17 protein-coding genes, 1 tRNA gene and 1 pseudogene are annotated in these 24,374 nt (G+C 73.3%); 14 read left to right on the top strand and 5 right to left on the bottom strand.

Features of this window, described 5'->3' with window-relative positions; translation table 11 throughout:
• Window positions 1-23: 23 nt before the first annotated feature.
• The 10 genes and pseudogenes from QQY24_RS14020 to QQY24_RS13975 all read left to right on the top strand — a co-directional run.
• A complete protein-coding gene (locus QQY24_RS14020) occupies window positions 24-2,429 on the top strand; it encodes a sodium-translocating pyrophosphatase (RefSeq protein ID WP_301973023.1) in 2,406 nt (801 codons plus the stop codon).
• A gap of 205 nt (window positions 2,430-2,634) precedes the next feature.
• Complete coding sequence (locus QQY24_RS14015; RefSeq protein ID WP_301973022.1) at window positions 2,635-3,246, top strand: small secreted protein; 612 nt, start codon at window positions 2,635-2,637, stop codon at window positions 3,244-3,246.
• Between the two features lie 62 nt (window positions 3,247-3,308).
• Entirely contained in the window at window positions 3,309-4,850 is a 1,542-nt protein-coding gene (locus QQY24_RS14010) for a class I SAM-dependent methyltransferase (RefSeq protein WP_301973021.1), read from the top strand.
• A 451-nt stretch (window positions 4,851-5,301) separates the two neighbouring features.
• A complete protein-coding gene (locus QQY24_RS14005; protein ID WP_301973020.1) occupies window positions 5,302-5,499 on the top strand; it encodes a hypothetical protein in 198 nt (65 codons plus the stop codon).
• 258 nt (window positions 5,500-5,757) lie between these two features.
• Window positions 5,758-8,604, top strand: a complete 2,847-nt coding sequence (gene topA / locus QQY24_RS14000; protein ID WP_301973019.1) for a type I DNA topoisomerase — start codon at window positions 5,758-5,760, stop codon at window positions 8,602-8,604.
• Window positions 8,605-8,806: 202 nt separating this feature from the next.
• On the top strand, window positions 8,807-12,133 hold the full coding sequence (tmk, locus tag QQY24_RS13995; protein ID WP_301973018.1) for a dTMP kinase: 3,327 nt from the start codon (window positions 8,807-8,809) through the stop codon (window positions 12,131-12,133).
• Window positions 12,134-12,298: 165 nt separating this feature from the next.
• Window positions 12,299-13,504, top strand: a complete 1,206-nt coding sequence (locus QQY24_RS13990) for a DNA polymerase III subunit delta' (protein ID WP_301973017.1) — start codon at window positions 12,299-12,301, stop codon at window positions 13,502-13,504.
• A 156-nt stretch (window positions 13,505-13,660) separates the two neighbouring features.
• Window positions 13,661-15,277 carry an alpha/beta hydrolase gene (locus QQY24_RS13985; RefSeq protein WP_301973016.1) on the top strand — a complete coding sequence of 539 codons (1,617 nt, stop codon included), beginning with the start codon at window positions 13,661-13,663 and terminating at the stop codon, window positions 15,275-15,277.
• 107 nt (window positions 15,278-15,384) lie between these two features.
• Window positions 15,385-15,461, top strand: a tRNA-Thr gene (locus QQY24_RS13980).
• 861 nt (window positions 15,462-16,322) lie between these two features.
• Window positions 16,323-16,721: pseudogene (locus QQY24_RS13975) on the top strand (transcriptional regulator); the annotation flags it as partial.
• Window positions 16,722-16,748: 27 nt separating this feature from the next.
• On the opposite strand, the gene QQY24_RS13970 reads toward QQY24_RS13975, so the two are convergent.
• Both QQY24_RS13970 and QQY24_RS13965 read right to left on the bottom strand, forming a co-directional pair.
• Window positions 16,749-18,434 (bottom strand): bifunctional 3'-5' exonuclease/DNA polymerase, encoded by a 1,686-nt coding sequence (locus tag QQY24_RS13970; RefSeq protein ID WP_301973015.1) that lies wholly within the window; start codon window positions 18,432-18,434, stop codon window positions 16,749-16,751.
• Window positions 18,435-18,481: 47 nt separating this feature from the next.
• Complete coding sequence (locus QQY24_RS13965; RefSeq protein WP_301973014.1) at window positions 18,482-19,228, bottom strand: Clp protease N-terminal domain-containing protein; 747 nt, start codon at window positions 19,226-19,228, stop codon at window positions 18,482-18,484.
• Window positions 19,229-19,379: 151 nt separating this feature from the next.
• Between QQY24_RS13965 and QQY24_RS13960 the strand changes: the two genes are divergently transcribed.
• A complete protein-coding gene (locus QQY24_RS13960; RefSeq protein ID WP_301973013.1) occupies window positions 19,380-20,486 on the top strand; it encodes a DUF2786 domain-containing protein in 1,107 nt (368 codons plus the stop codon).
• 3 nt (window positions 20,487-20,489) lie between these two features.
• On the opposite strand, the gene QQY24_RS13955 is transcribed toward QQY24_RS13960, so the two are convergent.
• Together QQY24_RS13955 and QQY24_RS13950 are read right to left on the bottom strand one after the other, a co-directional pair.
• The gene (locus QQY24_RS13955) at window positions 20,490-21,005 is read right to left on the bottom strand and encodes a DUF4232 domain-containing protein (RefSeq protein WP_301973012.1); all 516 of its coding nucleotides are present in this window, start codon (window positions 21,003-21,005) and stop codon (window positions 20,490-20,492) included.
• 82 nt (window positions 21,006-21,087) lie between these two features.
• On the bottom strand, window positions 21,088-21,597 hold the full coding sequence (locus QQY24_RS13950; RefSeq protein ID WP_301973011.1) for a hypothetical protein: 510 nt from the start codon (window positions 21,595-21,597) through the stop codon (window positions 21,088-21,090).
• A 216-nt stretch (window positions 21,598-21,813) separates the two neighbouring features.
• Between QQY24_RS13950 and rpmG the strand changes: the two genes are divergently transcribed.
• Window positions 21,814-21,978 carry a 50S ribosomal protein L33 gene (gene rpmG, locus QQY24_RS13945; RefSeq protein WP_301973010.1) on the top strand — a complete coding sequence of 55 codons (165 nt, stop codon included), beginning with the start codon at window positions 21,814-21,816 and terminating at the stop codon, window positions 21,976-21,978.
• Between the two features lie 407 nt (window positions 21,979-22,385).
• Window positions 22,386-22,604, top strand: a complete 219-nt coding sequence (locus QQY24_RS13940) for a DUF397 domain-containing protein (protein WP_301976245.1) — start codon at window positions 22,386-22,388, stop codon at window positions 22,602-22,604.
• A gap of 46 nt (window positions 22,605-22,650) precedes the next feature.
• Here QQY24_RS13940 and QQY24_RS13935 read toward each other — a convergent pair whose 3' ends face one another.
• Entirely contained in the window at window positions 22,651-23,139 is a 489-nt protein-coding gene (locus tag QQY24_RS13935; protein WP_301973009.1) for an ATP-binding protein, read from the bottom strand.
• Between the two features lie 355 nt (window positions 23,140-23,494).
• Between QQY24_RS13935 and QQY24_RS13930 the strand changes: the two genes are divergently transcribed.
• Complete coding sequence (locus tag QQY24_RS13930; protein ID WP_301976244.1) at window positions 23,495-24,319, top strand: helix-turn-helix transcriptional regulator; 825 nt, start codon at window positions 23,495-23,497, stop codon at window positions 24,317-24,319.
• The last annotated feature ends 55 nt before the right edge of the window (window positions 24,320-24,374 follow it).

The raw sequence follows: 24,374 nt of genomic DNA, 5'->3' as shown, positions 1-24,374 counted from the left end.
AGCCCAAGCGTCAAGGAGGACGAATGGCGGAGCTTTCCATCCCCCAGCAGTCGGGTCACCCCGCATCCCTCGCAGCCGCGGTCCTGACCGACGACAACCGGATCATCGTGGTCGTGATCGCGGCCGTCGCGGTGTCCGCGCTCGTGGTCGCGGGCGTCCTCGTACGCCAGGTGCTGGCGGCCGGTGAGGGCACCGAGGGCATGAAACGGATCGCGGAGGCGGTCCAGGAAGGCGCCAAGGCGTATCTCGCCCGGCAGCTGCGCACGCTCGGCGCATTCGCCGTCGTCGTCTTCCTCCTGCTCATGCTGCTGCCCGCGGACGACTGGAATCAGCGTGCCGGACGATCGGTGTTCTTCCTGATCGGTGCCCTGTTCTCGGCAGCCACCGGTTATATCGGCATGTGGCTCGCCGTGCGCAGCAATGTGCGCGTCGCCGCGGCGGCCCGCGAAGCCACTCCGGCCGAGGGGGAACCGGAAAAGGATCTCACCACCGTCTCGCACACCGCGATGAAGATCGCATTTCGCACGGGTGGCGTGGTCGGCATGTTCACGGTGGGGCTCGGCCTCCTGGGCGCCTCCTGCGTCGTCCTGGTGTACGCGGCCGACGCGCCGAAGGTGCTGGAGGGATTCGGCCTCGGCGCCGCCCTGATCGCCATGTTCATGCGGGTGGGCGGCGGCATCTTCACCAAGGCCGCCGACGTCGGCGCCGACCTGGTCGGCAAGGTCGAGCAGGGCATTCCGGAGGACGACCCGCGCAATGCCGCGACCATCGCCGACAACGTGGGCGACAACGTCGGCGACTGCGCGGGCATGGCCGCCGACCTGTTCGAGTCGTACGCCGTCACCCTGGTGGCCGCGCTGATCCTCGGCAAGGCCGCGTTCGGCGACGCCGGGCTGGCTTTCCCGCTGCTCGTGCCGGCGATCGGCGTGCTCACCGCCATGATCGGCATCTTCGCGGTCGCCCCGCGGCACGCCGACCGCAGCGGCATGAGCGCGATCAACCGCGGCTTCTTCGTCTCCGCGGTGATCTCCCTGGTGCTGGTGGCGCTCGCGGTCTTCACCTACCTGCCGTCGTCGTACTCCGGCCTGCACGGTGTCACCGACGCGGCCATCCGGGGCAGGGGCGGCGATCCGCGGGTCCTCGCCCTGGTCGCGGTGGCCATCGGCATTCTCCTGGCCGCCGTCATCCAGCAGCTGACCGGCTACTTCACCGAGACCGGCCGGCGCCCGGTCAGGGACATCGGCAAGACCTCCCTCACGGGTCCGGCCACCGTCATCCTCTCCGGCATCTCGGTGGGCCTGGAGTCGGCCGTCTACACCGCCCTGCTGATCGGGCTCGGTGTGTACGGCGCGTTCCTGCTCGGCGGGGCGTCGATCATGCTCGCGCTGTTCGCGGTCGCGCTGGCCGGCACCGGGCTGCTCACCACGGTCGGCGTGATCGTCGCCATGGACACCTTCGGGCCGGTCTCCGACAACGCGCAGGGCATCGCCGAGATGTCCGGCGACGTCCAGGGCGCGGGCGCCCAGGTGCTCACCGACCTGGACGCGGTCGGCAACACCACCAAGGCCATCACCAAGGGCATCGCCATCGCCACCGCCGTGCTCGCGGCGTCGGCGCTCTTCGGGTCGTACCGCGACGCGATCACCACCGGCGTGCGGGACGTCGGGACCGGCCTCACCGGTCCGGGCGCGCCGCTGAGCCTGTCCATGGACATCTCCCAGCCCAACAACCTCGTCGGTCTCGTCGCGGGCGCCGCGGTCGTCTTCCTCTTCTCCGGACTCGCCATCAACGCCGTGTCGCGGTCGGCGGGCTCCGTGGTGTTCGAAGTGCGGCGGCAGTTCCGCGAGAAACCCGGGATCATGGACTTCACCGAGAAACCGGAGTACGGCAAGGTCGTCGACATCTGCACCAAGGACGCCCTGCGCGAGCTCGCCACGCCCGGTCTGCTCGCCGTCCTGGCGCCGCTCTTCATCGGGTTCACGCTCGGCGTCGGCGCGCTCGGCTCCTTCCTCGCGGGCGCGATCGGCGCGGGCACGCTCATGGCGGTCTTCCTCGCCAATTCCGGCGGTGCCTGGGACAACGCCAAGAAGCTGGTGGAGGACGGCCACCACGGCGGCAAGGGCAGCGAGGCCCACGCGGCCACGGTGATCGGCGACACGGTCGGCGATCCCTTCAAGGACACCGCCGGACCGGCCATCAACCCGCTGTTGAAGGTCATGAACCTGGTCGCCCTGCTCATCGCGCCCGCGGTGATCAGGTTCTCCTACGGCGACGACGAGAACCTCGGTGTGAGGATCGGGATCGCGGTCCTCGCGCTGCTGGTGATCGTCGTCGCGGTGTACATCTCCAAGCGGCGCGGCATCACCGTCGGTGACGACGGTAACGCCGGCCGGGTGGACGACTCGACCGGCGCGGCCGTGGTGTCGTAGGCCCTTCCGGGAGTCCTGCTCAACGGGTGGGCGGTCGGCGCATGCCGATGCGCCGACCGCCCGCTTCCGCGTGCGGGGACACCGTGGACCCGCCCACGTGGTGAGCCTTGTCTCTCCCCGGGAAATCATCGCAAAAGATGATGTACGTGTTGTTCGGTATGCGTATCGTGTGCGTCCGCCGTGTAAGGTCCGTGGGCCGAGAGCCATGGAAGGGACCAATCCGGTGAACAAGAAGCTCGCGGCCGCGCTGTCCGGTGGTGCGGCACTGGTGGTGGCGCTGTCGGGATGCGGCGGCAAGGACGACGGCCCCGACCCCAAGCTGCAGGCCTGGGCCAAGTCGGTGTGCGACGCCGTGCCCGCGCAGGACGCGAAGATCAAGGCGGCCAACGCGGTGATCGACAAGACGGCCGCGGACACCACCGGCACGCCCGACGAGCTCCAGAAGGCGTACGCGCAGGCCTTCCAGGACATGTCGGACGGCTACAAGGCGATCGCCGCCGCCATCGGTGACGCCGGGGCGCCCCCCGGGGTGGACGGCGGTGCCAAGCGGCAGCAGGACGCCGTCAAGAACATCGACGGTCTCTCCGCGTCGTACGCCGACCTGGAGAAGAAGGTGGACGCGCTCGACACCAAGGACCAGGGGAAGTTCGCCACGGGGCTGCACGACGTCGCCACCGAGATGAAGGACCTGGAGAAGCAGAGCCGGAACGGCACCGAGGCGCTGAAGAACTTGGAGCAGGGCGACGTCAAGGAGGCGATCGCCGAGCAGGCCAGCTGCAAGAAGATCAGCGCCTCGCCCTCGGCGACGGTCGGCTGAGGCCCTGGCGGTGCCGCGGCCGGCCCCGCCGGGGCCCTCCGCGGCACCGTTCGCGGGCCACAATGGAGGACGTGACTGACTCAGGCCCCGCCCCCCTGCCCGCCGCCGACCGGCCCGGCACCGCCGCGCGCCTGCGCGACGCCCTGCTCGCCGCCTCCTTCACCGCCGACGGGCTGCTCGACCTGCTCGGTGCCCCCGCGTACGCGGCGCTGGCCCGCAGCGAGACCGTGCCCGCCCTGCGGGCCACCCGCGGTGACACGCCGCTGGAGACGCTCGTCCGGCTGTTCCTGCTCCAGCAGCCGGTGCCGCACGCGCGCGTGGCGGACGTCCTGCCGGTCGGGGACGCCCTGGAGGGCGGCTGGCTCACGCGTGCGGGCGGCGACGAGGTGGCCGCCACCGTGGACGTACGGCCCTACGGCGGACCGGGCGGCGAGGACTGGTTCATCGTGTCCGACCTCGGCTGCGCGGTCGGCGGCGCGGGCGGCGTCGGACAACGCGACGAGGGTGTCGTCCTCGGTGTGGGCGGCGCCTCCACGACCCTGGCCGGCATCACCGTCCGCACGCCCGTCGCCGCCGCCCTCGACCTCGGCACCGGCTCCGGCATCCAGGCGCTGCACGCCGCCCAGCACGCCACGCGCGTGACGGCCACCGACCTCAACCCGCGCGCGCTGCACATCACGGCGCTCACGCTCGCCCTGTCCGGGGCGCCGGCCGCCGACCTGCGCGAGGGCTCGCTGTTCGAGCCGGTCCGGGACGACGAGAGGTTCGACCTGATCGTGTCCAACCCGCCCTTCGTCATCTCGCCGGGCGCCCGGCTGACCTACCGCGACGGCGGAATGGGCGGGGACGACCTGTGCCGCTCGCTCGTCCAGCAGGCGGGGGAGCGGCTCGCCGAGGGCGGGTTCGCGCAGTTCCTCGCCAACTGGCAGCACGTGGCGGGGGAGGACTGGCAGGACAGGCTGAGGTCGTGGGTGCCGCGCGGCTGCGACGCCTGGATCGTGCAGCGCGAGGTGCAGGACGTCACGCAGTACGCCGAGCTGTGGCTCCGGGACGCCGGCGACCACCGTGCGGACCCGGCGGAGTACCAGGCGCGGTACGACGCCTGGCTGGACGAGTTCGAGGCGCGCAAGGTCAGGGCGGTCGGCTTCGGCTGGATCACCCTGCGCCGCACGGGGGCGGCCGAGCCCTCGGTGACCGTGGAGGAGTGGCCGCACCCGGTCGAACAACCCCTCGGTGAGACGGTCCGGCGGCACTTCGAGCGCCTCGACTACCTCCGGGAGCACGACGACGCGGCCCTGCTGGAGGCACACTTCAGGCTCGCCGCCGAGGTGGTCCAGGAACAGGTCGGACTGCCCGGCGCCGAGGACCCGGAGCACGTGGTGCTGCGCCAGCACCGCGGGATGCGCCGCGCCACGAAGGTCGACACGGTCGGCGCCGGGTTCGCGGGCGTGTGCGACGGCACGCTGAGCGCCGGCCGCATCCTGGACGCCATCGCCCAGCTCGTCGGCGAGGACCCCGTGCTGCTGCGCGACCGCACGCCCGCGCAGATCCGGCTGCTGGTCGGGCAGGGCTTCCTGGAGCCGGCCGGGGCGGACCGGGCGTGACCTGGGCCGGCCCGGTGCCCGATGGCCCGGTGCCCGGCGGCCCCGTGTCCGGCGGCCCAGGGCCCGGTGCGCGCGGCGAGCCGGTCGTGCCGGGCGGGGCGCGGCAGTGGGACCGCGTGCCGTTCCCGGGCCGTACGGGCCCGCCGTACCCGGTCGCCGTCCGTGCCGTCCGTGCCGTCCGTGCCGTCCGTGCCGCGTCCGTGCTCCGGCTCCCGGGCCGCGGCAGCCGCGTCCGGGCCGCCGGTGCACGGCCGTGGCGCGGAACGGACGCGCCGGTGCCGTGAAAACGGCCGGAAAAATATGTCCACGGACCGCAGATCCTCTTGTTCGATTTTCTGTTCGGCAGGGCTCCACCTTCCGCTTCACCCCGATTTCGCTCGCCCGTCTCCCGCGCGTGCCACTCTCCCCGCGCTGGGCACGGACGGACGGCCCGGGAGGGGTGGGCTGGATCATGGAGAGCGGACCGGCGATCTTCGCGGGAATGGTGTTCGCCCTGTTCGGGGGTGCTCTGCTGGTATGGACCGGCATCCGGCTGCGACGCCGCGAGCCCGTCGCCGACGGTGTGAGCCGCGTCGCATCGGCCGCCGTCGCCGGCGCGGCCGGCGCGGTCGCGCTGGGCCTCGCCGGGTACTGCCTCGGCCGCCTCTGACGTCGGCGGGCTCATGATCGTATGAGTAATGGGAGCGGCACGCTCCGGACAGGGGTCCCGGGGACGGCCGGTGGTCCGGGCGGCAGGAATGCCGGGAGTCGGGTTACCGTTCGAGTGGCCGTTGTGGGCTTTTCCCGTTTGACACGGGAGCGGGATGTACCGTCACACTCCGCAGCGTCACACCAGCCGTGCAGTACGCCGTGCCCCCGGGACCAAGGCCTGGGGAGGCCCCAGTGTCGACCGGAGAGAAGAGCGAAGTTGTCCCCGACCAGCGAGACCGCACAGGGCGGCCGCCGACTCGTCATCGTCGAGTCGCCTGCCAAGGCGAAGACGATCAAGGGCTACCTCGGCCCCGGCTACGTAGTCGAAGCGAGCGTCGGGCACATCCGTGACCTTCCCAACGGCGCCGCCGAGGTGCCCGAGAAGTACACCGGCGAGGTCCGCCGCCTCGGTGTGGACGTGGAACACGACTTCGAGCCGATCTATGTCGTCAACGCCGACAAGAGGGCCCAGGTCAAGAAGCTCAAGGACCTGCTGAAGGACTCCGACGAACTCTTCCTCGCCACCGATGAGGACCGCGAGGGCGAAGCCATCGCGTGGCACCTCCTGGAAGTCCTGAAGCCCAAGGTCCCGGTCAAGCGGATGGTCTTCCACGAGATCACCAAGGACGCGATCCGCGCGGCCGTCGCCAACCCGCGCGACCTCAACCAGCGCATGGTCGACGCCCAGGAGACCCGCCGCATCCTCGACCGTCTCTACGGCTACGAGGTCTCGCCGGTGCTGTGGAAGAAGGTCATGCCGCGGCTGTCCGCGGGCCGGGTCCAGTCCGTCGCCACCCGGCTCGTCGTGGAGCGGGAACGCGAGCGCATCGCGTTCCGTTCCGCCGAGTACTGGGACCTGACGGGTACCTTCGCGACCGGCCGCGCGGGGGACCCGTCGGACCCGTCGTCGCTGGTCGCCCGCCTGCAGGCCGTCGACGGCAGGCGGGTCGCGCAGGGCCGCGACTTCGACTCCCTCGGACGGCTCAAGGGCGCGAACACCCTCCACCTCGACGAGGCGGGCGCCCGCGCCCTCGCCACCGCCCTGGAGAACACCCGCTTCTCCGTGCGGTCCGTCGAGTCCAAGCCGTACCGCCGCTCGCCGTACGCCCCGTTCCGTACGACGACGCTGCAGCAGGAGGCCAGCCGCAAGCTCGGCTTCGGCGCGAAGGCGACCATGCAGATCGCGCAGAAGCTGTACGAGAACGGCTACATCACGTACATGCGCACGGACTCCACGACCCTGAGCGACACGGCCGTCGCCGCCGCCCGCGCCCAGGTCACCCAGCTGTACGGCGCCGACTACCTGCCGCCGCAGCCGCGTACGTACGCCGCCAAGGTCAAGAACGCGCAGGAGGCCCACGAGGCGATCCGGCCCTCGGGCGACCGCTTCCGCACTCCCGCCGAGACCGGCCTGACCGGCGACCGGTTCAGGCTCTACGAACTGATCTGGAAGCGCACGGTCGCCTCCCAGATGAAGGACGCGACCGGCAACAGCGTGACGGTCAGGATCGCGGGCACCGCCGCCGACGGCCGGGACGCCGAGTTCAGCGCCTCCGGCAAGACGATCACCTTCCACGGCTTCCTGAAGGCGTACGTCGAGGGTGCCGACGACCCGAACGCCGAGCTGGACGACCGCGAGCGCCGGCTGCCCCAGGTCGCCGAGGGCGACGCGCTGTCCGCCGAGGAGGTCACGGTCGACGGCCACGCCACCAAGCCCCCGGCCCGCTACACCGAGGCCTCCCTGGTCAAGGAGCTGGAGGAGCGGGAGATCGGCCGCCCGTCGACGTACGCGTCGATCATCGGCACGATCCTCGACCGCGGCTACGTCTTCAAGAAGGGCACGGCCCTGGTGCCGTCCTTCCTGTCCTTCGCCGTGGTCAACCTCCTGGAGAAGCACTTCGGGCGGCTCGTCGACTACGACTTCACCGCCAGGATGGAGGACGACCTCGACCGCATCGCCCGCGGCGAGGCACAGGCCGTGCCGTGGCTCAAGCGCTTCTACTTCGGCGAGGGCACGGCCACGGCCACCGCCACGGCCACCGCCGCCGACGCCGGAAACGGCGACGGGGACCACCTCGGCGGCCTCAAGGAGCTGGTGACCGACCTGGGCGCGATCGACGCGCGCGAGGTGTCGTCGTTCCCGGTGGGCAACGACATCGTCCTGCGGGTCGGCCGCTACGGCCCCTACATCGAGCGCGGCGAGAAGGACTCCGGGAACCACCAGCGCGCCGACATCCCCGAGGACCTCGCCCCGGACGAGCTGTCCGTGGAACTGGCCGAGGAACTGCTCGCCAAGCCCAGCGGCGACTTCGAGCTGGGCACCGACCCGGAGACGGGCCACCAGATCATCGCCAGGGACGGCCGCTACGGCCCCTACGTCACCGAGGTGCTCCCCGAGGGCACTCCGAAGACCGGCAAGAACGCCGTCAAGCCGCGTACGGCCTCGCTGCTCAAGTCCATGTCGCTGGACACCGTGACCCTGCAGGACGCGCTCAGGCTGATGTCCCTGCCGCGCGTCGTGGGCACCGACGCCGACGGCGTGGAGATCACCGCGCAGAACGGCCGCTACGGCCCGTACCTGAAGAAGGGCACGGACTCGCGTTCGCTGCAGTCCGAGGACCAGATCTTCACGATCACGCTGGAGGAGGCCCAGGCGATCTACGCCCAGCCGAAGCAGCGCGGCCGGGCCGCCGCCAAGCCACCGCTGAAGGAGCTGGGCGAGGACCCGGTCTCCGGCAGGCCGGTCGTGGTCAAGGACGGCCGCTTCGGCCCGTACGTCACCGACGGCGAGACCAACGCGACCCTGCGCTCCGGCGACAGCGTGGAGACGATCACCCCGGAACGCGGCTTCGAGCTGCTCGCCGAGAAGCGCGCGAAGGCCCCCGCCAAGAAGACCGCGAAGAAGGCCGTCACCGCGAAGAAGACCGCGCCGGCGAAGAAGGCCGCGGCCAAGAAGACGGCGGCGAAGAAGACGACCACCGCCGCGAAGAAGACCACGGCCAAGAAGACGACCGCGAAGAAGGCGGCGGCGTCCCGGGCGACGGCCTCCGGCACGGAGGACTGACGCGGCGTCAGCGCGGCGGCCGGTCCGCTCGCCGGCCCCTCGGACCGCCGTCCCGTCGTAGCGCCGGGCAACCCGCCTGCCGGACCGTCGGTCCGGCTCCCGGACCTCGGCGGCGAACGCCCCGGCATCACTTCGGTGTCGGGGTGACCGCGTGTCCGGGCGGGCGAGGTGTGGTGTCGGTTCCTGCGGATAGGCTGAACGCATGACGCGAGCCGAGCAGCCAACGGCCCCCACCACAGCACCGGACGACGCCCTCGTCGCGGACTCCCGCGAGCGCGCCTTGCGTTCCCTGCTGCGACGACCGCAGCTGAGGCGCCTGTGGGGCGCACAGCTCGTGAGCGGTGTCGGTGACGCCCTCGCGCTCCTCGTGCTGGTCCTCCTCGCCCTGCAGGCGGCCCTCGCCGGGGGCTCCTTCGGGAGCGGTTACCGGGGCGTGGCGTTCGCGGTGGCGGCCGTCTTCGCCGTCCGCATCCTCGCCACCCTGCTCTTCGGCGCCGTCCTCCTCGGCCCGTTGGCGAAGCTCACCGCCCAGGAGGGCCCGCTCGACCGGCGCTGGACCATGGTCGGCGCCGACGGCCTGCGCGCCGCCCTGCTGATCGTGGCCCCCCTGTGGATCGACTGGACCCCGGACGACGCGCTCGCCGTCCTGCTCGCCACCGCCTTCGTCACCGGCGCCGCCGAGCGGCTGTGGACGGTGTGCCGGGAGAGCGCCGCCCCCGCCCTGCTGCCCGCCCCGCCCCCGGAGGGGGCGACCGTGCGGCCGCTGCCGGACCACCTGGACGCACTGCGCCGCCTGGCGCTGCGCACCGGTTTCGCGGCGATCCCGCTGGCGGCCGCCACCCTCGTCGTGGCCGCGCTGGTCAACAACCTGCTCGGCACCGGCGTCGCCTGGTTCGACCAGCACCGGGCGGCCCTCGGGGCGTACGTGGCGGCCGGACTGTTCGCCGGGTCCCTGTCCGTGCTGACCTCCCTGGAACTGCCCGGCACGCGCACCCCGCGTGCCCGGTCCCCGCTGGAGGGGCTGCGCCGCCCGCGCACCGGCACCGGCATCGACAAGGGCCGTACGGGTGCCGTCCCGCTGCTCGTCCCGGCCTGCGCCGCCGTGGCCGGAGCCGTCGCCGCCGCCGTCGCGGTGTGCGTGCTGCACACCGAGGACCTCGGTGGCGGGCCCGTCCTCTACGGCCTGCTGGTGCTGGGCCTGACCGGCGGTGTCGGCGCCGGCATCCGTACGGCCCCCTCGGTGCTGCCCTCGCTCTCGCGCCGCCGTCTCCTCGCCCTCGCCATCGCCTTCACCGGCGTCGCGCTGCTGGCCGCCGGCCTGGTCCCGGACGTCACCACGGTGCTGCTGCTGCTCACCCTGGCCGGTGTCGGCGCGGGCGTCGCCGCCAGCACCGGACACGCCCTGCTCGACCAGGAGACCGAGGAGAACCGCAGGGCCCGCACCACGGAGCACCTGCACGCCGTCGTACGGGTCTTCGTGGCGCTCGGCGCCCTGATCGCACCGCTCGTCGCGGCGCTGATCGGCCCGCACCGCCTGGAGAACGGCAAGTTCGTCTTCGCCCACGGCGGCGCCGCCTTCACCCTGATGCTCGTCGGCGCGCTGCTGCTGCCGGTGGCCGCGCTGGTGCTCGCCAAGGTCGACGACCGCTCCGGGGTCCCGCTGCGCCAGGACCTCAAGGACGCGCTGCTCGGCGGCGACGACCCGGCCACGGTCCCGGCGGCGACCGGGTTCTTCATCGCCCTGGAGGGCGGCGACGGCGCCGGCAAGTCCACCCAGGCCGAAGCCCTCGCCGAGTGGATCCGCGCCAAGGGCCACGAGGTCGTCCTCACCCGCGAGCCGGGGGCCACCCCCGTGGGCAAGCGGCTGCGTTCGATCCTGCTCGACGTCTCCTCGGCGGGCCTGTCCCACCGCGCGGAGGCGCTGCTGTACGCGGCCGACCGGGCCGAGCACGTCGACACCGTCGTACGGCCCGCCCTGGCGCGCGGCGCGGTCGTCATCTCCGACCGGTACATCGACTCGTCCGTGGCCTACCAGGGTGCCGGCCGCGACCTGTCGCCGACGGAGATCGCCCGCATCAACCGCTGGGCCACCGGCGGACTCGTCCCGCACCTCACCGTCCTGCTGGACGTCTCGCCGGAGACCGCCCGCGAACGGTTCACCGAGGCACCGGACCGCCTGGAGTCGGAGCCCGCCGAGTTCCACGCGCGCGTACGGGCCGGTTTCCTCACGCTCGCCTCCTCCGACCCCGGCCGCTACCTCGTCGTGGACGCCGGACAGGAGCCCGAGGCCGTCACCACGGCCATCCGGCACCGGCTCGACACCGTGCTGCCGCTGTCCGAGGCCGAGATCAGGGCCCGGGAGGAGGCGCGCCGGAAGGCCGAGGAGGAGGCGCGCCGCAGGGCCGAGGAAGAGGCCGCGCGCAAGGCCGAGGAGGAGCGCCTGGAGCGCGAGCGCCAGGAGCAGCTCGCCAAGCTGCGCGCCGAGGAGGAGGAGCGCAAGCGCCGCGAACTGGAGGAGGCGCAGCGCCGCGAGGCCGAACGGCAGGCCGAGGAGGCCCGGCAGCGGGCCGAGGAGGCGCGCCGCCGTGCGGAGGCGGAGCGGCAGCGGCTCCTCGCGGAGGAGAAGGCCCGCGCGGAGGAGGAGGCGCGCCGCAGGGCCGAGGAGGAGGCCCGCCGCAAGCAGGCGGAGGAGGAGGCCCGGCGGCGCGCCGAGGAGGAGGCACGGCGCCTGGAGGCGCAGCGGAAGGCCGAGGAGGCACTGCTGCGGGCCGAGGAGGCCCGCCGCCGGGCGGCCGAGGCCGCGGCCGCGGCCGACGCGGCGGCCCGCCGGCCCGGCACGCCCGCCCCCGCGGCTCCCGCCGTGCCCCCGGAGGAGTTGACCGTCCCGACGCCGGTGGTCTCCCTGGGCACGGACGAGACGGCGGTGCTGCGGCCGGTGCGCGAGGACCGCGCGGCGGCGCGGGAGGACCGCGCGGCCTCCAGCGGCGGGTCCGCCGCGCCCCGCGAGGAGCCCGTGGTGGCGCGCGGGGAGCGCGACGGGGACGCCCGCGCCCGCCGGACGGCCGGCCCCGACCCCGACTCCGAGATGACGGCCGAGCTGCCGCAGCCGCCGGCCGTGTCCGGTGCCGCGGACGAGACGGCGGTGCTGCCGCCGGTGCCCGCCGAGGAGACCGCCGTGCTGCCGCCCGTGGCCCCGGGGGCGGCCGAGGAGACCGCCGTGCTGCCGCCCGTACGGGACGACGCCCCGGCGGACCGGATACCGTCCGGCTTCTTCCGGGACGAGCGGCCGGCGGCCGGCCCCGACGGCACCGACGCGCGGACCCGCGAGATGCCCCAGCTCGATGCCGACGGCACGCCCCGCCGCCGTCCGCGCCCCGACTGGGCCGAGGAGACCCCGCTGGACGACCTGCCGACGCTGGCGGACGAACTGCTGGGCTCGTACGACGCGCGGGAGTTCGGCGCACCGGGCCGGGACGGGGACCCGGGCCGCCAGGACCCGGACCGCCGCGGGCGGGGCCGGCGCGGCTGAGCGGCACGGCGGACTGCGCGGGACTTCGGACCGCGTGACCGGGCGAGGGCAGCGGGCGGCGCCCGCCGGAGCACTTCGGGGCACCGGCGGGCGCCGCCCGCTGTCGGTGCCGACCCGCACAATGGACCCCGGAACGCACAGTGCGACGGAAGGGCGGCGTGACCCGTGACCGTGTGGGACGACCTCGTCGGGCAGGAGAGGGTGAGCGCGGTGCTCGACGCCGCCGCGCGGGACGCCGACGCCCTCGTCACCGCCGCCGCCCAGGACCGGCCGCTGCCGGAGGCGTCGAAGATGACCCACGCGTGGCTGTTCACGGGGCCGCCCGGAGCGGGCCGGAACCAGGCGGCGCGGGCGTTCGCGGCGGCCCTGCAGTGCGTGAGCCCCGACCGCGCTCTTGGCGGAACCCCCGGCTGCGGCTTCTGCGACGGCTGTCACACCGCCCTGCTCGGCACCCACGCGGACGTCAACACGGTCGCCGCGGTCGGCGCCGAGATCCTGGTGAAGGACATGCGGGACACGGTCCGCAAGTCGTTCACCTCGCCGGCGAACGGCCGCTGGCAGATCATCCTGGTCGAGGACGCCGAGCGGCTGAACGAGAAGTCGGCCAACGCCGTCCTCAAGGCCGTCGAGGAGCCCGCTCCCCGCACGGTCTGGCTGCTGTGCGCCCCCTCCGTCGAGGACGTCCTGCCCACGATCCGCTCCCGCTGCCGCCACCTGAACCTGAGCACGCCCTCGGTCGAGGCGGTCGCCGACATGCTCGTGCGTCGCGACGGCGTCGAACCCGCGGTCGCCGCGGCCGTGGCCCGCGCCACCCAGGGCCACGTCGACCGGGCCCGCCGTCTGGCCACCGACCCGGCGGCCCGTGAACGCCGCGCCGCCGTCCTCAAGCTGCCCCTGCGCCTGGACGAGGTCGGCGCCTGCCTCAAGGCGGCCCAGGAACTGGTCGACGCGGCGGCCGAGGACGCCAAGCAGCTCGCCGAGGAGAGGGACGGCAAGGAGGCCGAGGAACTGAAGGCGGCGCTCGGCGCGGCCCAGGGCGGCCGGCTGCCGCGCGGTACGGCGGGCGTGATGAAGGACCTGGAGGACATGCAGAAGCGCCGCAGGACCCGCACGCAGCGCGACAGTCTCGACGTCGCCCTCGACGACCTCACCGGCTTCTACCGCGACGTCCTGGCCCTCCAGCTCGGTTCGCGGATCGCGATCGCCAACGGGGACGCGGAGGACGCCCTGCAGCGGCTGGCCCGCGCCGGCACCCCGGAGTCCACCCTCCGCCGCATCGATGCCGTCGCCGCCTGCCGCCAGGCCCTGGACCGCAACGTGCCCCCGCTGCTGGCGGTGGAGGCGATGACGATGGCCCTGCGCGCGGGGTGAGGCGCGCCGCGGGCGGGGCGGGCCCGCCCGGCGCGGTCGCCGGGGCGCGGACCGGACGAGGCGCGCGTACGGTGATTGACGGACTGGGGTCCCCCGTACGAGGCCCCGAACCGCACACGACGTGTCGATTCCCTCGCTCACCGTTACGCTCGCCTGATGCACACCAGCCCACCTCCCCGGCGGACCGGCTGGCCCGGCGCCCGCACCCGGTCCCGGGCCGTGGCCCGGCTCACGGGTGCCCTCCTCGCGGCCGCCGCGCTGTTCGTGTCCGCCTGCTCCCCCGGGAGCTCGACCACGACGGCCGGCGGTGCGGCGGAGGCGGCCCTGGCGGCACTGCCGCTCTCGACGCCGTCGGCACTGTCGTCGTACTACGGACAGAGCCTGCGCTGGCGCGACTGCGGTGTCCCGGGCTTCCAGTGCGCGACGCTGAAGGCCCCGCTGGACTACGCCCACCCCGGCTCGGGCGACGTCCGGCTCGCCGTGGCCCGCAAGAAGGCCACCGGCAAGGCCAAACCGCTGGGCTCGCTGCTGGTCAACCCCGGTGGACCGGGGGGTTCGGCGATCGACTACCTCCAGCAGTACGCGGGCGTCGGATACCCCGCGGCGGTCCGCGCCCGCTACGACATGGTGGCGGTCGATCCGCGGGGCGTCGCCCGCAGCGAGCCGGTCGAGTGCCTCGACGGCCCCGAGATGGACGCCTACACCCGGACGGACTCCACCCCCGACGACCAGAAGGAGACGAACGCGCTGGTCGGGGAGTACAGGAAGTTCGCGGAGAGCTGCGGGACGCACGCGGCGCGGCTGCTGCGGCACGTGTCCACCGTCGAATCGGCGCGGGACATGGACATCCTGCGGGCGGTACTGGGCGACCCGAGGCTGAACTACGTGGGCGCGTCCTACGGCACCTTCCTCGGCGCGACGTACGCCGGACTGTTCCCGAAGCGGGCGGGCCGCCTGGTGCTGGACGGGGCGATGGACCCCTCCCTCGACGCCCGCGAGCTGAACCTCGGCCAGACGGCGGGCTTCGAGACGGCGTTCCGGGCGTTCGCGAAGGACTGCGTACGGCACACCGACTGCCCGCTCGGCACGAAGGGCGCGTCGCCCGCGCGGGTCGGCGACCGTCTGAAGGCCTTCTTCCGGGAACTGGACGCCCACCCCCTCCCGGCCGGCGACGCCGACGGCCGCACGCTGGGCGAAGCGCTCGCCACCACGGGGGTCATCGCGGCGATGTACGACGAGAGGGCCTGGCAGCGGTTGCGCGAGGCGCTGGCCTCGGCGATGAAGGAGCACGACGGCGCCGGTCTGCTCGTCCTGTCCGACAGCTACTACGAACGCGACGGGCACGGCCGGTACAGCAACCTGATGATGGCCAACGCGGCCGTGAACTGCCTGGACCTGCCCCCCGCCTTCGACGGCCCCGAGCAGGTGGAGAAGGCCCTGCCCCGGTTCGAGAAGGCGTCGCCGGTCTTCGGCGAGGGCCTGGCCTGGGCCTCGCTGAACTGCGCGTACTGGCCGGTGAAGGCGACGGGCGAGCCCCACCGGATCGAGGCGAAGGGCGCTGCCCCCATCGTCGTGGTCGGCACCACCCGCGACCCGGCGACCCCCTACCCCTGGGCCCAGGCCCTGGCCCGCCAGCTCTCCTCGGCCCGCCTCCTCACCTACGTCGGCGACGGCCACACCGCCTACGGCCGTGGCAGCACCTGCATCGACTCGGCGATCAACACCTACCTGCTCCTCGGCACCCCGCCGGCCCCCGGAAAACGCTGTTCATAGCCCTGCCACCCACCCCGGACCGCTCCCCTCCGGGGCGTGTGCGAAGCACTCGCCGAAACTGTGTAGACTTACTGACGTTGCCGATCGCACCGTGGTGCGGGCAGCGCGCCGCTTTAGCTCAGATGGCCAGAGCAACGCACTCGTAATGCGTAGGTCTCGGGTTCGAATCCCGAAAGCGGCTCCACTGGAAACCCGGATCACCCTGTGTGATCCGGGTTTTCGTCGTGTGGGCGGGTGCGCGATTCGCCTCGGGCGGGTGCGGGGCGTGGGACAGGGCCCCGGCCGTTCACCTCCGCCGACCGGGGCCCTCTTGTGTCCCGGATCCGGCCTGCGGCGACACTCCCCCGGGTTGCGCGCCGTCGGGCCGGACCCGATGGAGGGATCACACCAGGGCGTGCCAACAGATTCCTAACATATGGCCAATGGTTCACCTTCGGGGCGCGGACCGGGTGGCCGGAAGTCGGCGCGGGGGAGGGGTTCCAGGCGAGGCCGCGCACGGAATCCTGGTCTCAACCATTGGGTGGAGGTTGGCGGGAAACCGTTGTGTACGGGGCGGGAATCCGCCACAGAGCGGCAGGCACGGTTCCGCCGTGCGGCGCACGGCCGAGCGGGATCGCACGGGAAGGCGGGGGAGCGGCGCGGTGGCCCGGCGCGAGCTGCGGTTCGGACTGCCGGGACCGCCCGTCCTCTACGAACGGCCGCCGTACGGCTTGGCGCGCGGCGCTCAAGAGGTTCCCGGTGGGTCCCGGTGCGGCCGGTGGGGCGGACGGCCCTGAGGGCCCTGACGCCCTGGCGGTTTTCCGGCGGATGCCCGCGAGGACCGCGGCGCCGCCGTGGCCCGGCCCGTCGGCGGTTCCAAAGCGCGCGCCCTGCTCGTCGCGCTGCTGGTGCTGGAGAACGTCGTCGCGCTGGTCGCACGCAGCAGGGGCGCGTCCGACGGGCGCCGGGCGGCGTCCCTGTCCGTGTCCGTGCTCGGCCGGCGCTCTTCCCGTACGTGCAGCGCCGAGGGCGCCTCGCCGGGATGGAGGTGCCCGGACGGTCCGCGCTCGGCGCGGTCGTCGTGCGGCACCCGGCGCACTGCAACATCGGCTGCGTCCACCGCGCCCTCGGCGAACCGGCTGCTGCCGCCCGGCACTTCGAGGACGGCCTGCGCGTCCTCGGCGGCCACGGCGACCGGCACGGCGAGTCGCAGACCCGGCCGGGCCCGGTACGGGCGCTGCGGCAGCCGGGCGGGACGGAGCGGGCGGATGCGCAGTGCGCCGAGCTGGTGCGCCGGGCGGACGCCCGCGCCGACCGCTACACGGGTGGTCTCGCCCGCCACCAGCAGGGTCTGCTGCACGCGCGGGGTCGCGCCGCGGAGGCGCACGACGTGTGGCGCACGGCCCTCGCGGCGCTGGACGACACGGACGAGCGGGAGGTGCCGGCACGGCTGCGGGCCCTCCTCGGCGGCCGGACTCCCCGACGGTCCGGCTCACTTGGCGTCGGCATAGCACTCCACCACCGCGGTCGTGAACGGGAAGCGCACCGGGGTGTCCCCGAAAGTCAGCCGGCCGGCGACGGCGGAGGCCTCCCGGACGGCCCGGACCACCGTGTCGGCCTCCTCGGCGGGGCAGTGCACGATCACCTCGTCGTGCTGGAAGAAGACCAGCTCGGCCGCCAGGTCCGCGCAGGCCCGGCGCAGCGCGGCGAGCAGCAGCAGGGCCCAGTCGGCGGCGCTGCCCTGGACGACGAAGTTGCGGGCGAAGCGGCCCCGCGCGCGGGAGCCGCCGGAGGCGTGGCCGGGGTCCCGCGCCCGGCCGTCGGCCTCGTCCCCGCCCACCGGGATGCCCGCCTCCTCGGCCGCGTCCTCGCCCGTGCCGGCGGCGGGCGGACAGGTCCGGCCCAGCCAGGTGCGCACGAGGCGGCCCTCCTCGCCCGCGCGGGCCGCCTCGTCGACGTAGGCCACGGCCAGGGGGAAGCGGCGGCGCAGCGCGGCGAGGTTCTTCAGGCCGTCGCCCTTGGTCTGGCCGTAGACGGCGCCGAGCACGGCCAGCTTGGCCTGGTTGCGGTCCCCGGAGAAGGCGCGGTCGGAGACGGACTGGTAGAGGTCGCCGTCGCGGGCGGCCACCTCCATCAGACCGGGGTCGCGGGAGATCGCCGCGAGCACGCGCGGCTCCATCTGGTCGGCGTCGGCCACCACCAGCCGCCAGCCGGGGTCGGCGACGACGGCCCGCCGGATCACCTTGGGGATCTGCAGCGCGCCTCCGCCGTTGGTGACCCAGCGCCCGGAGACCGTGCCGCCGGCGAGGAACTCCGGCCGGAACCGGCCGTCGCGCACCCAGTCCTGCAGCCAGGACCAGCCGTGCGCCACCCAGATGCGGTACAGCTTCTTGTACTCCAGCAGGGGTTCGACGGCCGGGTGGTCGAGGGACCGGATCTCCCACCGGCGGGTGGATCCGACCTTGATCCCGGCCTGGGCGAAGGCCTTGACGACGTCCGTGGGCAGGTCGGGCCGCACGCGGCGGCCGAAGGCGGCGGACACCTCGTCCGCCAGCTCGGCCAGGCGGCGCGGTTCGCCCCCGCCCGCGTAGCGCTCGCCGAGCAGGTCGCGCAGCAGCTCGCGGTGGACGTCGGCGCGCCAGGGCAGCCCGACGTGGTTCATCTCGGCGGCCACGAGCATCCCGGCCGACTCGGCGGCGGTCAGCAGCCGCATCCGGTCGGGGTGCGCGGTCCTGGCGTGCCGGCGCAGCTGGTCGGCGTAGACCGCGAGGAGGTCACCGAGGGGCAGGCGGGTGGCGGCCGGCTCGAACAGCGGGGACTGGGCGCCCGGCGCGGCCGCGCGGTGCGGCGGGTCGGGCGGGACGGGGCCGCCGCGGAGGCGGGCCAGGGCGGCGGCGGCCGAGCGCGGCTCGCCGTACCGGCCCTCGTGGCCCAGCAGGAGGGTCTCGGCGGCCTCGATGTCGTAGCACCGCTCCACTCGCACCCCCGTGGCGAGCAGACGCGGGTAGACCTCGGGGGTCGAGCGCCACACCCAGCGCGTCACCTCCGGGCGGCTCCGCACCGCCCCGGCGAGATCGCTCTCCCGCCGCACCGGTCCGGCGGGCAGCCCGTCCGGGCCGAGGGGGGCGACGTCCACGCCCGCGTCCCCGGCCGGTGCGAGCGCCCACCGGTCCGTCATGCCCCGAGTGTGGCAGGTGGCTCTGACAACGGTCTTGACCTGCGGTTTCAGTCTTCCTGCGGGGCTTGGCCGCCCTGCTCCTCCAGCAGCGTCGCGAGGACCCTGCCGACGTACTCCTCGGTCGCCGCCTTGGTGACGCCGAGACCGCTGAGGACGCCCCGGCCGTTCTCGTGCTCCAGCAGGGCCAGCAGGAGGTGTTCGGTGCCGATGTAGTTGTGGCCGAGCCGCAGGGCCTCGCGGAAGGTGAGTTCCAGGACCTTCTTGGCCTCCCCGCCGTAGGGGACGAGGTCCGGGACCTGGTCCGCGGCCGGCGGGAGCGCGGCGGAGGCGGCCCGGCGCACGGCGTCCAGCGGCACGCCCTGGGCGATGACCGCCTTCGCGGCCAGGCCCTCCGGTTCGGCCAGCAGTCCCAGGACCAGGTGTTCGGGACGGCCCTCGGGGTTGCGGGCCGTGACGGCCTCGCCGTGGGCGGCCATGACGACGTTCCGCGCGCGCGGGGTGTAACGGCCGAAGCCCCGGCTCGGGTCGAGGTCGGCCGACTCCTTCGGCACGAACCGTTTCTGCGCCGCCTGCCGGGTCACGCCCATGCTCTTGCCGATCTCGGTCCAGGACGCGCCCGAGCGGCGGGCCTGGTCGACGAAGTGCCCGATCAGGTGGTCGGCCACGTCACCGAGGTGGTCGGCGGCGATGACCGCGTCCTGGAGCTGTTCGAGGGGCTCGGTGTGAGCCGTCTTGATGGCCTCGATGAGGTCGTCGAGGCGTACGGATGCCCTGATTTTCGAGTTGCCGTCCATGTGTCAACCGTAGGTTGCGGCCCCTCCACTGTCAACTGATGGTTGACAGTGGAGTTCTCCGTCGAGCGCCCCGGGAACGATCCCACGGAGTTTTCCACAGGCTGTGGACGGATTCCGCCGACCACCGGGACCACATGGCACGATCGACCACGTGACCAGTACCGCCAGCACCGCCGAGCGGGCCTTCCGGGCCGCCCTCTACGACGACACCGACGCGGGCCTCGACACGGGTGCCTCCCTGCTCGCGGCCGACCCCGGCGCGGACGCCGAACTCACGCGGCGCGGCGAGGACTTGGTGGCTACGGCCTGGCAGCGCGGCTGGCAGCCCGCGGACGTCGTACGGCTCGTGCGGCGCGAGCTGGACGACGTCCACGTACGCCTCCTCGCGGCGCTGGTCCGCGCGCAGGCCGGACGGGACCGCCCGCGCGGCCACCGCTGGGCCGCCCAACTGGAGGCCCTGCCGGAGGATCCCGTGCGCGGGACCGACCGTTTCCCGCACGCCACGGCCGTCCTCCAGCTGTACCGCCTGCTGCTGCGCCTGCCCGCCCTGGAGCCACTGGAGGAGCCCCGCCGCGCTGCCGGACCCGCCGCCTCCCGCACGCTCACCCGCATCCGCGCCCTGCTCGCCAAGGCCGAGGCCACCGGCTATCCGGAGGAGGCGGAGGCCCTGAGCGCCAAGGCGCAGGAGCTGATGGCCCGGCACAGCGTCGACGAGGCACTGCTCGACGCGGCGGCCCCCGCCCCGGACGTGCCCGGAGCCTGCCGGATCGGGGTCGAGCCGCCGTACGAACAGGCCAAGGCGGTGCTGCTGGACGCCGTCGCCACCGCCAACCACTGCCGCGCGGTGTGGAACGAAGCGTTCGGTTTCTCCACGGTCGTCGGCTTCGAGGCGGACCTGGAGGCCGTCGAGCTGCTCCACACCTCCCTGCTGGTGCAGGCCGTGCACGCGATGACCAGGGCGGAGGCCGCCCAGAGAGCCGGCGGCCGCAAGCGGACGAAGACCTTCCGGCAGTCCTTCCTCGCGGCCTACGCCCATCGTGTCGGCGACCGGCTCGCGGCCGCTGCCGAGACCCAGGTCGCCCGGGACCTGCTGCCGGTCCTCGCCACGCGGGAACTGGCCGTCACCGGCCGGCTGGAGAGCCTGTTCCCGCGAACCACCACGACCCGGCTGCGCGGCGTGAGCGACGCGGCGGGCTGGACGGAGGGAGCGCGGGCCGCGGACGAGGCGCAGGTCCGCGCCCGCCGCAGGTTGCCGTGAACGTCAGTCGCCGACCTGCTGGAAGGCGCTGACGGACGCGTCCGGGGCGTCCGAGGCGCCCTTGTGCGCGACGGGCCCGTACGACCAGGGGAAGCTCCGGGCGGTCCCGGAGCCGGGCAGGGAGACCTTCACGGTCTTCGCCGCCAGGCCGCTCCCGCCGCCCGCCCCGCCGCGCACGTAGCTGAGGGTGAACATCGCCGAGTCACCCTTGGCGAGCTTCAGCTTCTGGGCCTTCGCGCCCTGTTGCACGGGCACCTCGACCTCCGCGCCGCCCGCGCTCAGCGAGGCGCCCGGGAAGTGGTCGAGGGTGCAGGGGGCGCTGTGGTTGGTGATGCTGACGGGCACCTCGCCCGTGTCACCGGCGGCGGGGGCCACGCTCGCCGATCCGATCTGCACCGAGACGCCGCCGATCTCGCAGGCGGAGCTGCTGCTCTTGTCGCTCTGGCCGCCGTCGCCGCCGCAGGCGGTCAGGGTGAGGGCGGCTGCCAGGGCGGTGACGGTGAGCGGAATGACGCGCATGTACGGGTCCCATCGAGGTCGAGACGGTCTCCCTGCATCATGGCGCCTGCGACCGTGTCCCCCGCACGCGCCCCACCCGAATTCACCGCTTCAGGTTCGCCGTCGGCAGTCCGGAGGGCAGCTTGCCGCCCTCGGCCTTGGTGTAGGTCTCCTGGCCGAGCTTGCCCGACCAGGTCACCTTCATCCCGCTCGCGCCCACCGAGTCGACCATGCCGGTGACCCGGTCCTTGCTGCCGTCGGTGCAGGTCAGGTGGATCATCTGCATGCCCGCCTCGGTCCCCGCGGTACCGCTGCACACGGTTCCGCCGGTCGCGAAGAGACCGGCCCGCTTCCCGTTGACCACCAGCGCCACGACGGCGCCCCCACTGGTGGTGATCCAGCTGCCCTGCAGCTTGCCGGCGGCGCCCGTCACCCCGTTCGGGGTACCGCCGGAGCCCGCGGTGGACGCAGCGGACGCGGGGGCCGCGCCCGCGGTGGGCGCGGAGCCGTCGTCGGATCCGCTCCCGCCCCCGCCGCAGGCGGTCAGCGCGAGCGCGCCCGCCAGTCCCGCGGCCGCCGCCGCGATCCGCACCCTTGCAGTCGCCGTAGTCACGTCAAGCTCCCAAGCGGTAGAGCCGGCCGCCCCAGGACGGTCGGCCTGCCGCCGGATCAGGGCGGCGGCGTCCCTGGGCCGGAGGGACCGCAGCAAGTTACCAGCCGTTACCCCGCGGACTTGTGGACGAGGGGGCGGGAAATCGCCGTGAGGGGGGTGACGTACCTCTCCTCGAAGTTTTGTGATAATGGTATTCATTTGTAATAACCTGAGGGCATGGCACGCAACGAACTCCGCCCGGTCGTCGGGCTCCGGTCCACCGCGGGGACCGGATACACCTATGTGACCCGCAAGAACCGCCGCAACGACCCCGACCGCATGACCCTGCGCAAGTACGACCCGGCCGCCGGCCGGCACGTCGAGTTCCGGGAAGCACGCTGAGTCGGCGCCCGGCGCCCGGCGCCCGGCGCGGCGGTCCGGCGGATGGGTGACGTAGGGCGGGCGGTCTTCCGCGCTCCACGCGCGGGAGGCCGCCCGCCCTTTTCCCGTGCCGGCCGTGCTGCGGCCACGCCCCTTGCGGAACCGGAGGGGCGTCTCCCTTTTGCGTGCGCATGTTCTGCCGATTCCGGGGCAGGTGCGGGGACAGTTTCGGTAAAGCACACGCCAAGGCTGTAACCGCGGGACCACTGCCCGTGCACGTGCATTTGCTCATGCATCTACACGGGAACGGAGTTATGATCCCGGTCAGGTGACTACAGCATCCATGGCCATACCAGCCAGTGCACACCGGGGAGCGACCTGTGGACCGCGACGCTGACGGCGTGTACGGGTACGACGTGTACAACGGCATGGCTGCGACGCAGCTGGACGGAGTGGCCTGGCAGAAGAGCCGCTACAGCAATTCCCAGGGTTCCTGCGTGGAGTTCGCGCGGCTGCCCGGCGGTGAGGTGGCCGTGCGCAACTCCCGCTTTCCCGACGGACCCGCGCTGGTCTACACGCGCGCGGAGATCGAGGCCATGCTCCTCGGCGTCAAGGACGGCGAGTTCGACCACCTGGCGGCCGGCTGACGGCCCGGCGCGCGGAGGGGGCGCCGTCGCCCGGGAGCGCCGCCGGTCAGCCCGCGCGGTGCCGCTCGGCCGGGCGGAGCCGGAACAGCGCCCAGACGACCTTGCCGCTGAGGGTGCCCGCGAGCGGGTGCCAGCCCCAGCTGTCCGCGAAGGACTCGACCAGGAACAGGCCGCGGCCCGATTCGGCCGAGAAGTCCTCGGTCCCGCGCGGCACGGGGCTCTCGTAACTGGGGTCGCGCACCGCGCACACCAGCCGTTCCGTCCAGCGCATCAGGTGCAGCCGGGCCGACGGCAGGTGCTCGGCCCGCCCCGCCTCGGCCGGCAGCGCGTGCCGCAGGGCGTTGGTGACGAGTTCGGAGACGACCAGGCAGATGTCGTCGAGGCGGTCGCCGACGTCCCACTGGTCCAGCGTGCCGCGGGTGAACCGCCGGGCCTCGCGCACCGCTTCGTGGCGGGCGGGCAGGGCGCAGGAGACGGCACCGGACACGGCCGCGGGGTCCAGTGGCGGAAGGCCCTGCCGTAATGGCTTGAGCATGGTCGATCCATTCGTTCCCATGCGGGGCACTCCCGGGAATTCGCGGTCGTTGCGACGCAGCGGTGGCGCGCGCACCATGCTTTCGGAAGCGAGGAGCAGATGCAAGGGCAGATGCACGTGCACGCGACCGAAATGATCCTTCCCGTACCGCTTCTTGGTCATTTTTTCTGCCATATTCACGCCCGCTTCTTCCAGAGGTGGGGACCTGTCCAGCCGGAACCGGCCGACCTCTTTCCGTTTGCGTAACCGTACGAGTACTGCTCGAAGTGTTTTAGTGGCAGACTTCGGCCCCTGGGAACGGCTGGGGAGGCTGGCGAACGTGAGCGCGGGAGAGCCCGGATCGGTGGTGCGGCGGATGCTGCTCGGCTCGCAACTGAGGCGACTGCGTGAAGCGCGGGGGATCACGCGCGAGGCGGCGGGGTACTCGATCCGCGCCTCGGAATCGAAGATCAGCCGGATGGAACTGGGCCGGGTGAGTTTCAAGACCAGAGACGTGGAGGACCTGCTGACGCTGTATGGCATCACCGACGACGCGGAACGCGAGTCGCTGCTGTCCCTCGCCCGCGAGGCCAACGTCGCCGGCTGGTGGCACAGCTACACCGACGTGCTGCCCAACTGGTTCCCCACCTACGTGGGCCTGGAGGGCGCCGCCTCCCTGATCCGGGTCTACGAGGTGCAGTTCGTGCACGGCCTGCTGCAGACCGAGGAGTACGCCCGCGCGGTGGTCCGGCGCGGCATGAGGGGCGCGAGCGCCGCCGACGTGGAGCGCCGGGTCGCACTGCGCCTGGAGCGGCAGAAGTACCTCCTCGCGGACAACGCCCCCGAGTTCCACATCGTCCTGGACGAGGCCGCCCTGCGCCGCCCGCACGGCGACCGCGAGGTGATGCGCAGCCAGCTCCAGCACCTGATCGACGTCTCCGGGCGGCCCAACGTACGGCTGCAGGTCATGCCGTTCGGTCTCGGCGGGCACTCCGGCGAGAGCGGCGCCTTCACCATCCTCAGCTTCCCCGAGTCGGACCTGTCCGACGTGGTGTACCTGGAGCAACTGACCAGCGCGCTCTACCTGGACAAGCGCGAGGACGTCGCCCAGTACGAGCAGGCGTTCAAGGAACTGCAGCAGGACGGCCCCGGGCCGGACGAGAGCCGGGATCTTCTCCGCGGTCTCCTCCAATTGTCCTGAACCACACGTACGATGACATGTCATCAGACCGTGACCGGGATCTGGTGTCTGCTTA

The sequence above is a fragment of the Streptomyces sp. TG1A-8 genome (genome assembly GCF_030499535.1).
Lineage (GTDB): Bacteria > Actinomycetota > Actinomycetes > Streptomycetales > Streptomycetaceae > Streptomyces.
Note: the sequence above shows the minus strand (reverse complement) of the source record. Positions and strands in the feature narration are given on the sequence as shown.

Coding starts and splice junctions, on each gene's coding strand:
- QQY24_RS14020 (WP_301973023.1), top strand. CDS start 24: ATGGCGGAGCTTTCCATCCCCCAGCAGTCGGGTCACCCCGCATCCCTC.
- QQY24_RS14015 (WP_301973022.1), top strand. CDS start 2,635: ATGGAAGGGACCAATCCGGTGAACAAGAAGCTCGCGGCCGCGCTGTCC.
- QQY24_RS14010 (WP_301973021.1), top strand. CDS start 3,309: ATGGAGGACGTGACTGACTCAGGCCCCGCCCCCCTGCCCGCCGCCGAC.
- QQY24_RS14005 (WP_301973020.1), top strand. CDS start 5,302: ATGGAGAGCGGACCGGCGATCTTCGCGGGAATGGTGTTCGCCCTGTTC.
- tmk (WP_301973018.1), top strand. CDS start 8,807: ATGACGCGAGCCGAGCAGCCAACGGCCCCCACCACAGCACCGGACGAC.
- QQY24_RS13985 (WP_301973016.1), top strand. CDS start 13,661: ATGCACACCAGCCCACCTCCCCGGCGGACCGGCTGGCCCGGCGCCCGC.
- QQY24_RS13970 (WP_301973015.1), bottom strand. CDS start 18,434: ATGACGGACCGGTGGGCGCTCGCACCGGCCGGGGACGCGGGCGTGGAC.
- QQY24_RS13965 (WP_301973014.1), bottom strand. CDS start 19,228: ATGGACGGCAACTCGAAAATCAGGGCATCCGTACGCCTCGACGACCTC.
- QQY24_RS13955 (WP_301973012.1), bottom strand. CDS start 21,005: ATGCGCGTCATTCCGCTCACCGTCACCGCCCTGGCAGCCGCCCTCACC.
- rpmG (WP_301973010.1), top strand. CDS start 21,814: ATGGCACGCAACGAACTCCGCCCGGTCGTCGGGCTCCGGTCCACCGCG.
- QQY24_RS13940 (WP_301976245.1), top strand. CDS start 22,386: ATGGCTGCGACGCAGCTGGACGGAGTGGCCTGGCAGAAGAGCCGCTAC.
- QQY24_RS13935 (WP_301973009.1), bottom strand. CDS start 23,139: ATGCTCAAGCCATTACGGCAGGGCCTTCCGCCACTGGACCCCGCGGCC.
- QQY24_RS13930 (WP_301976244.1), top strand. CDS start 23,495: ATGCTGCTCGGCTCGCAACTGAGGCGACTGCGTGAAGCGCGGGGGATC.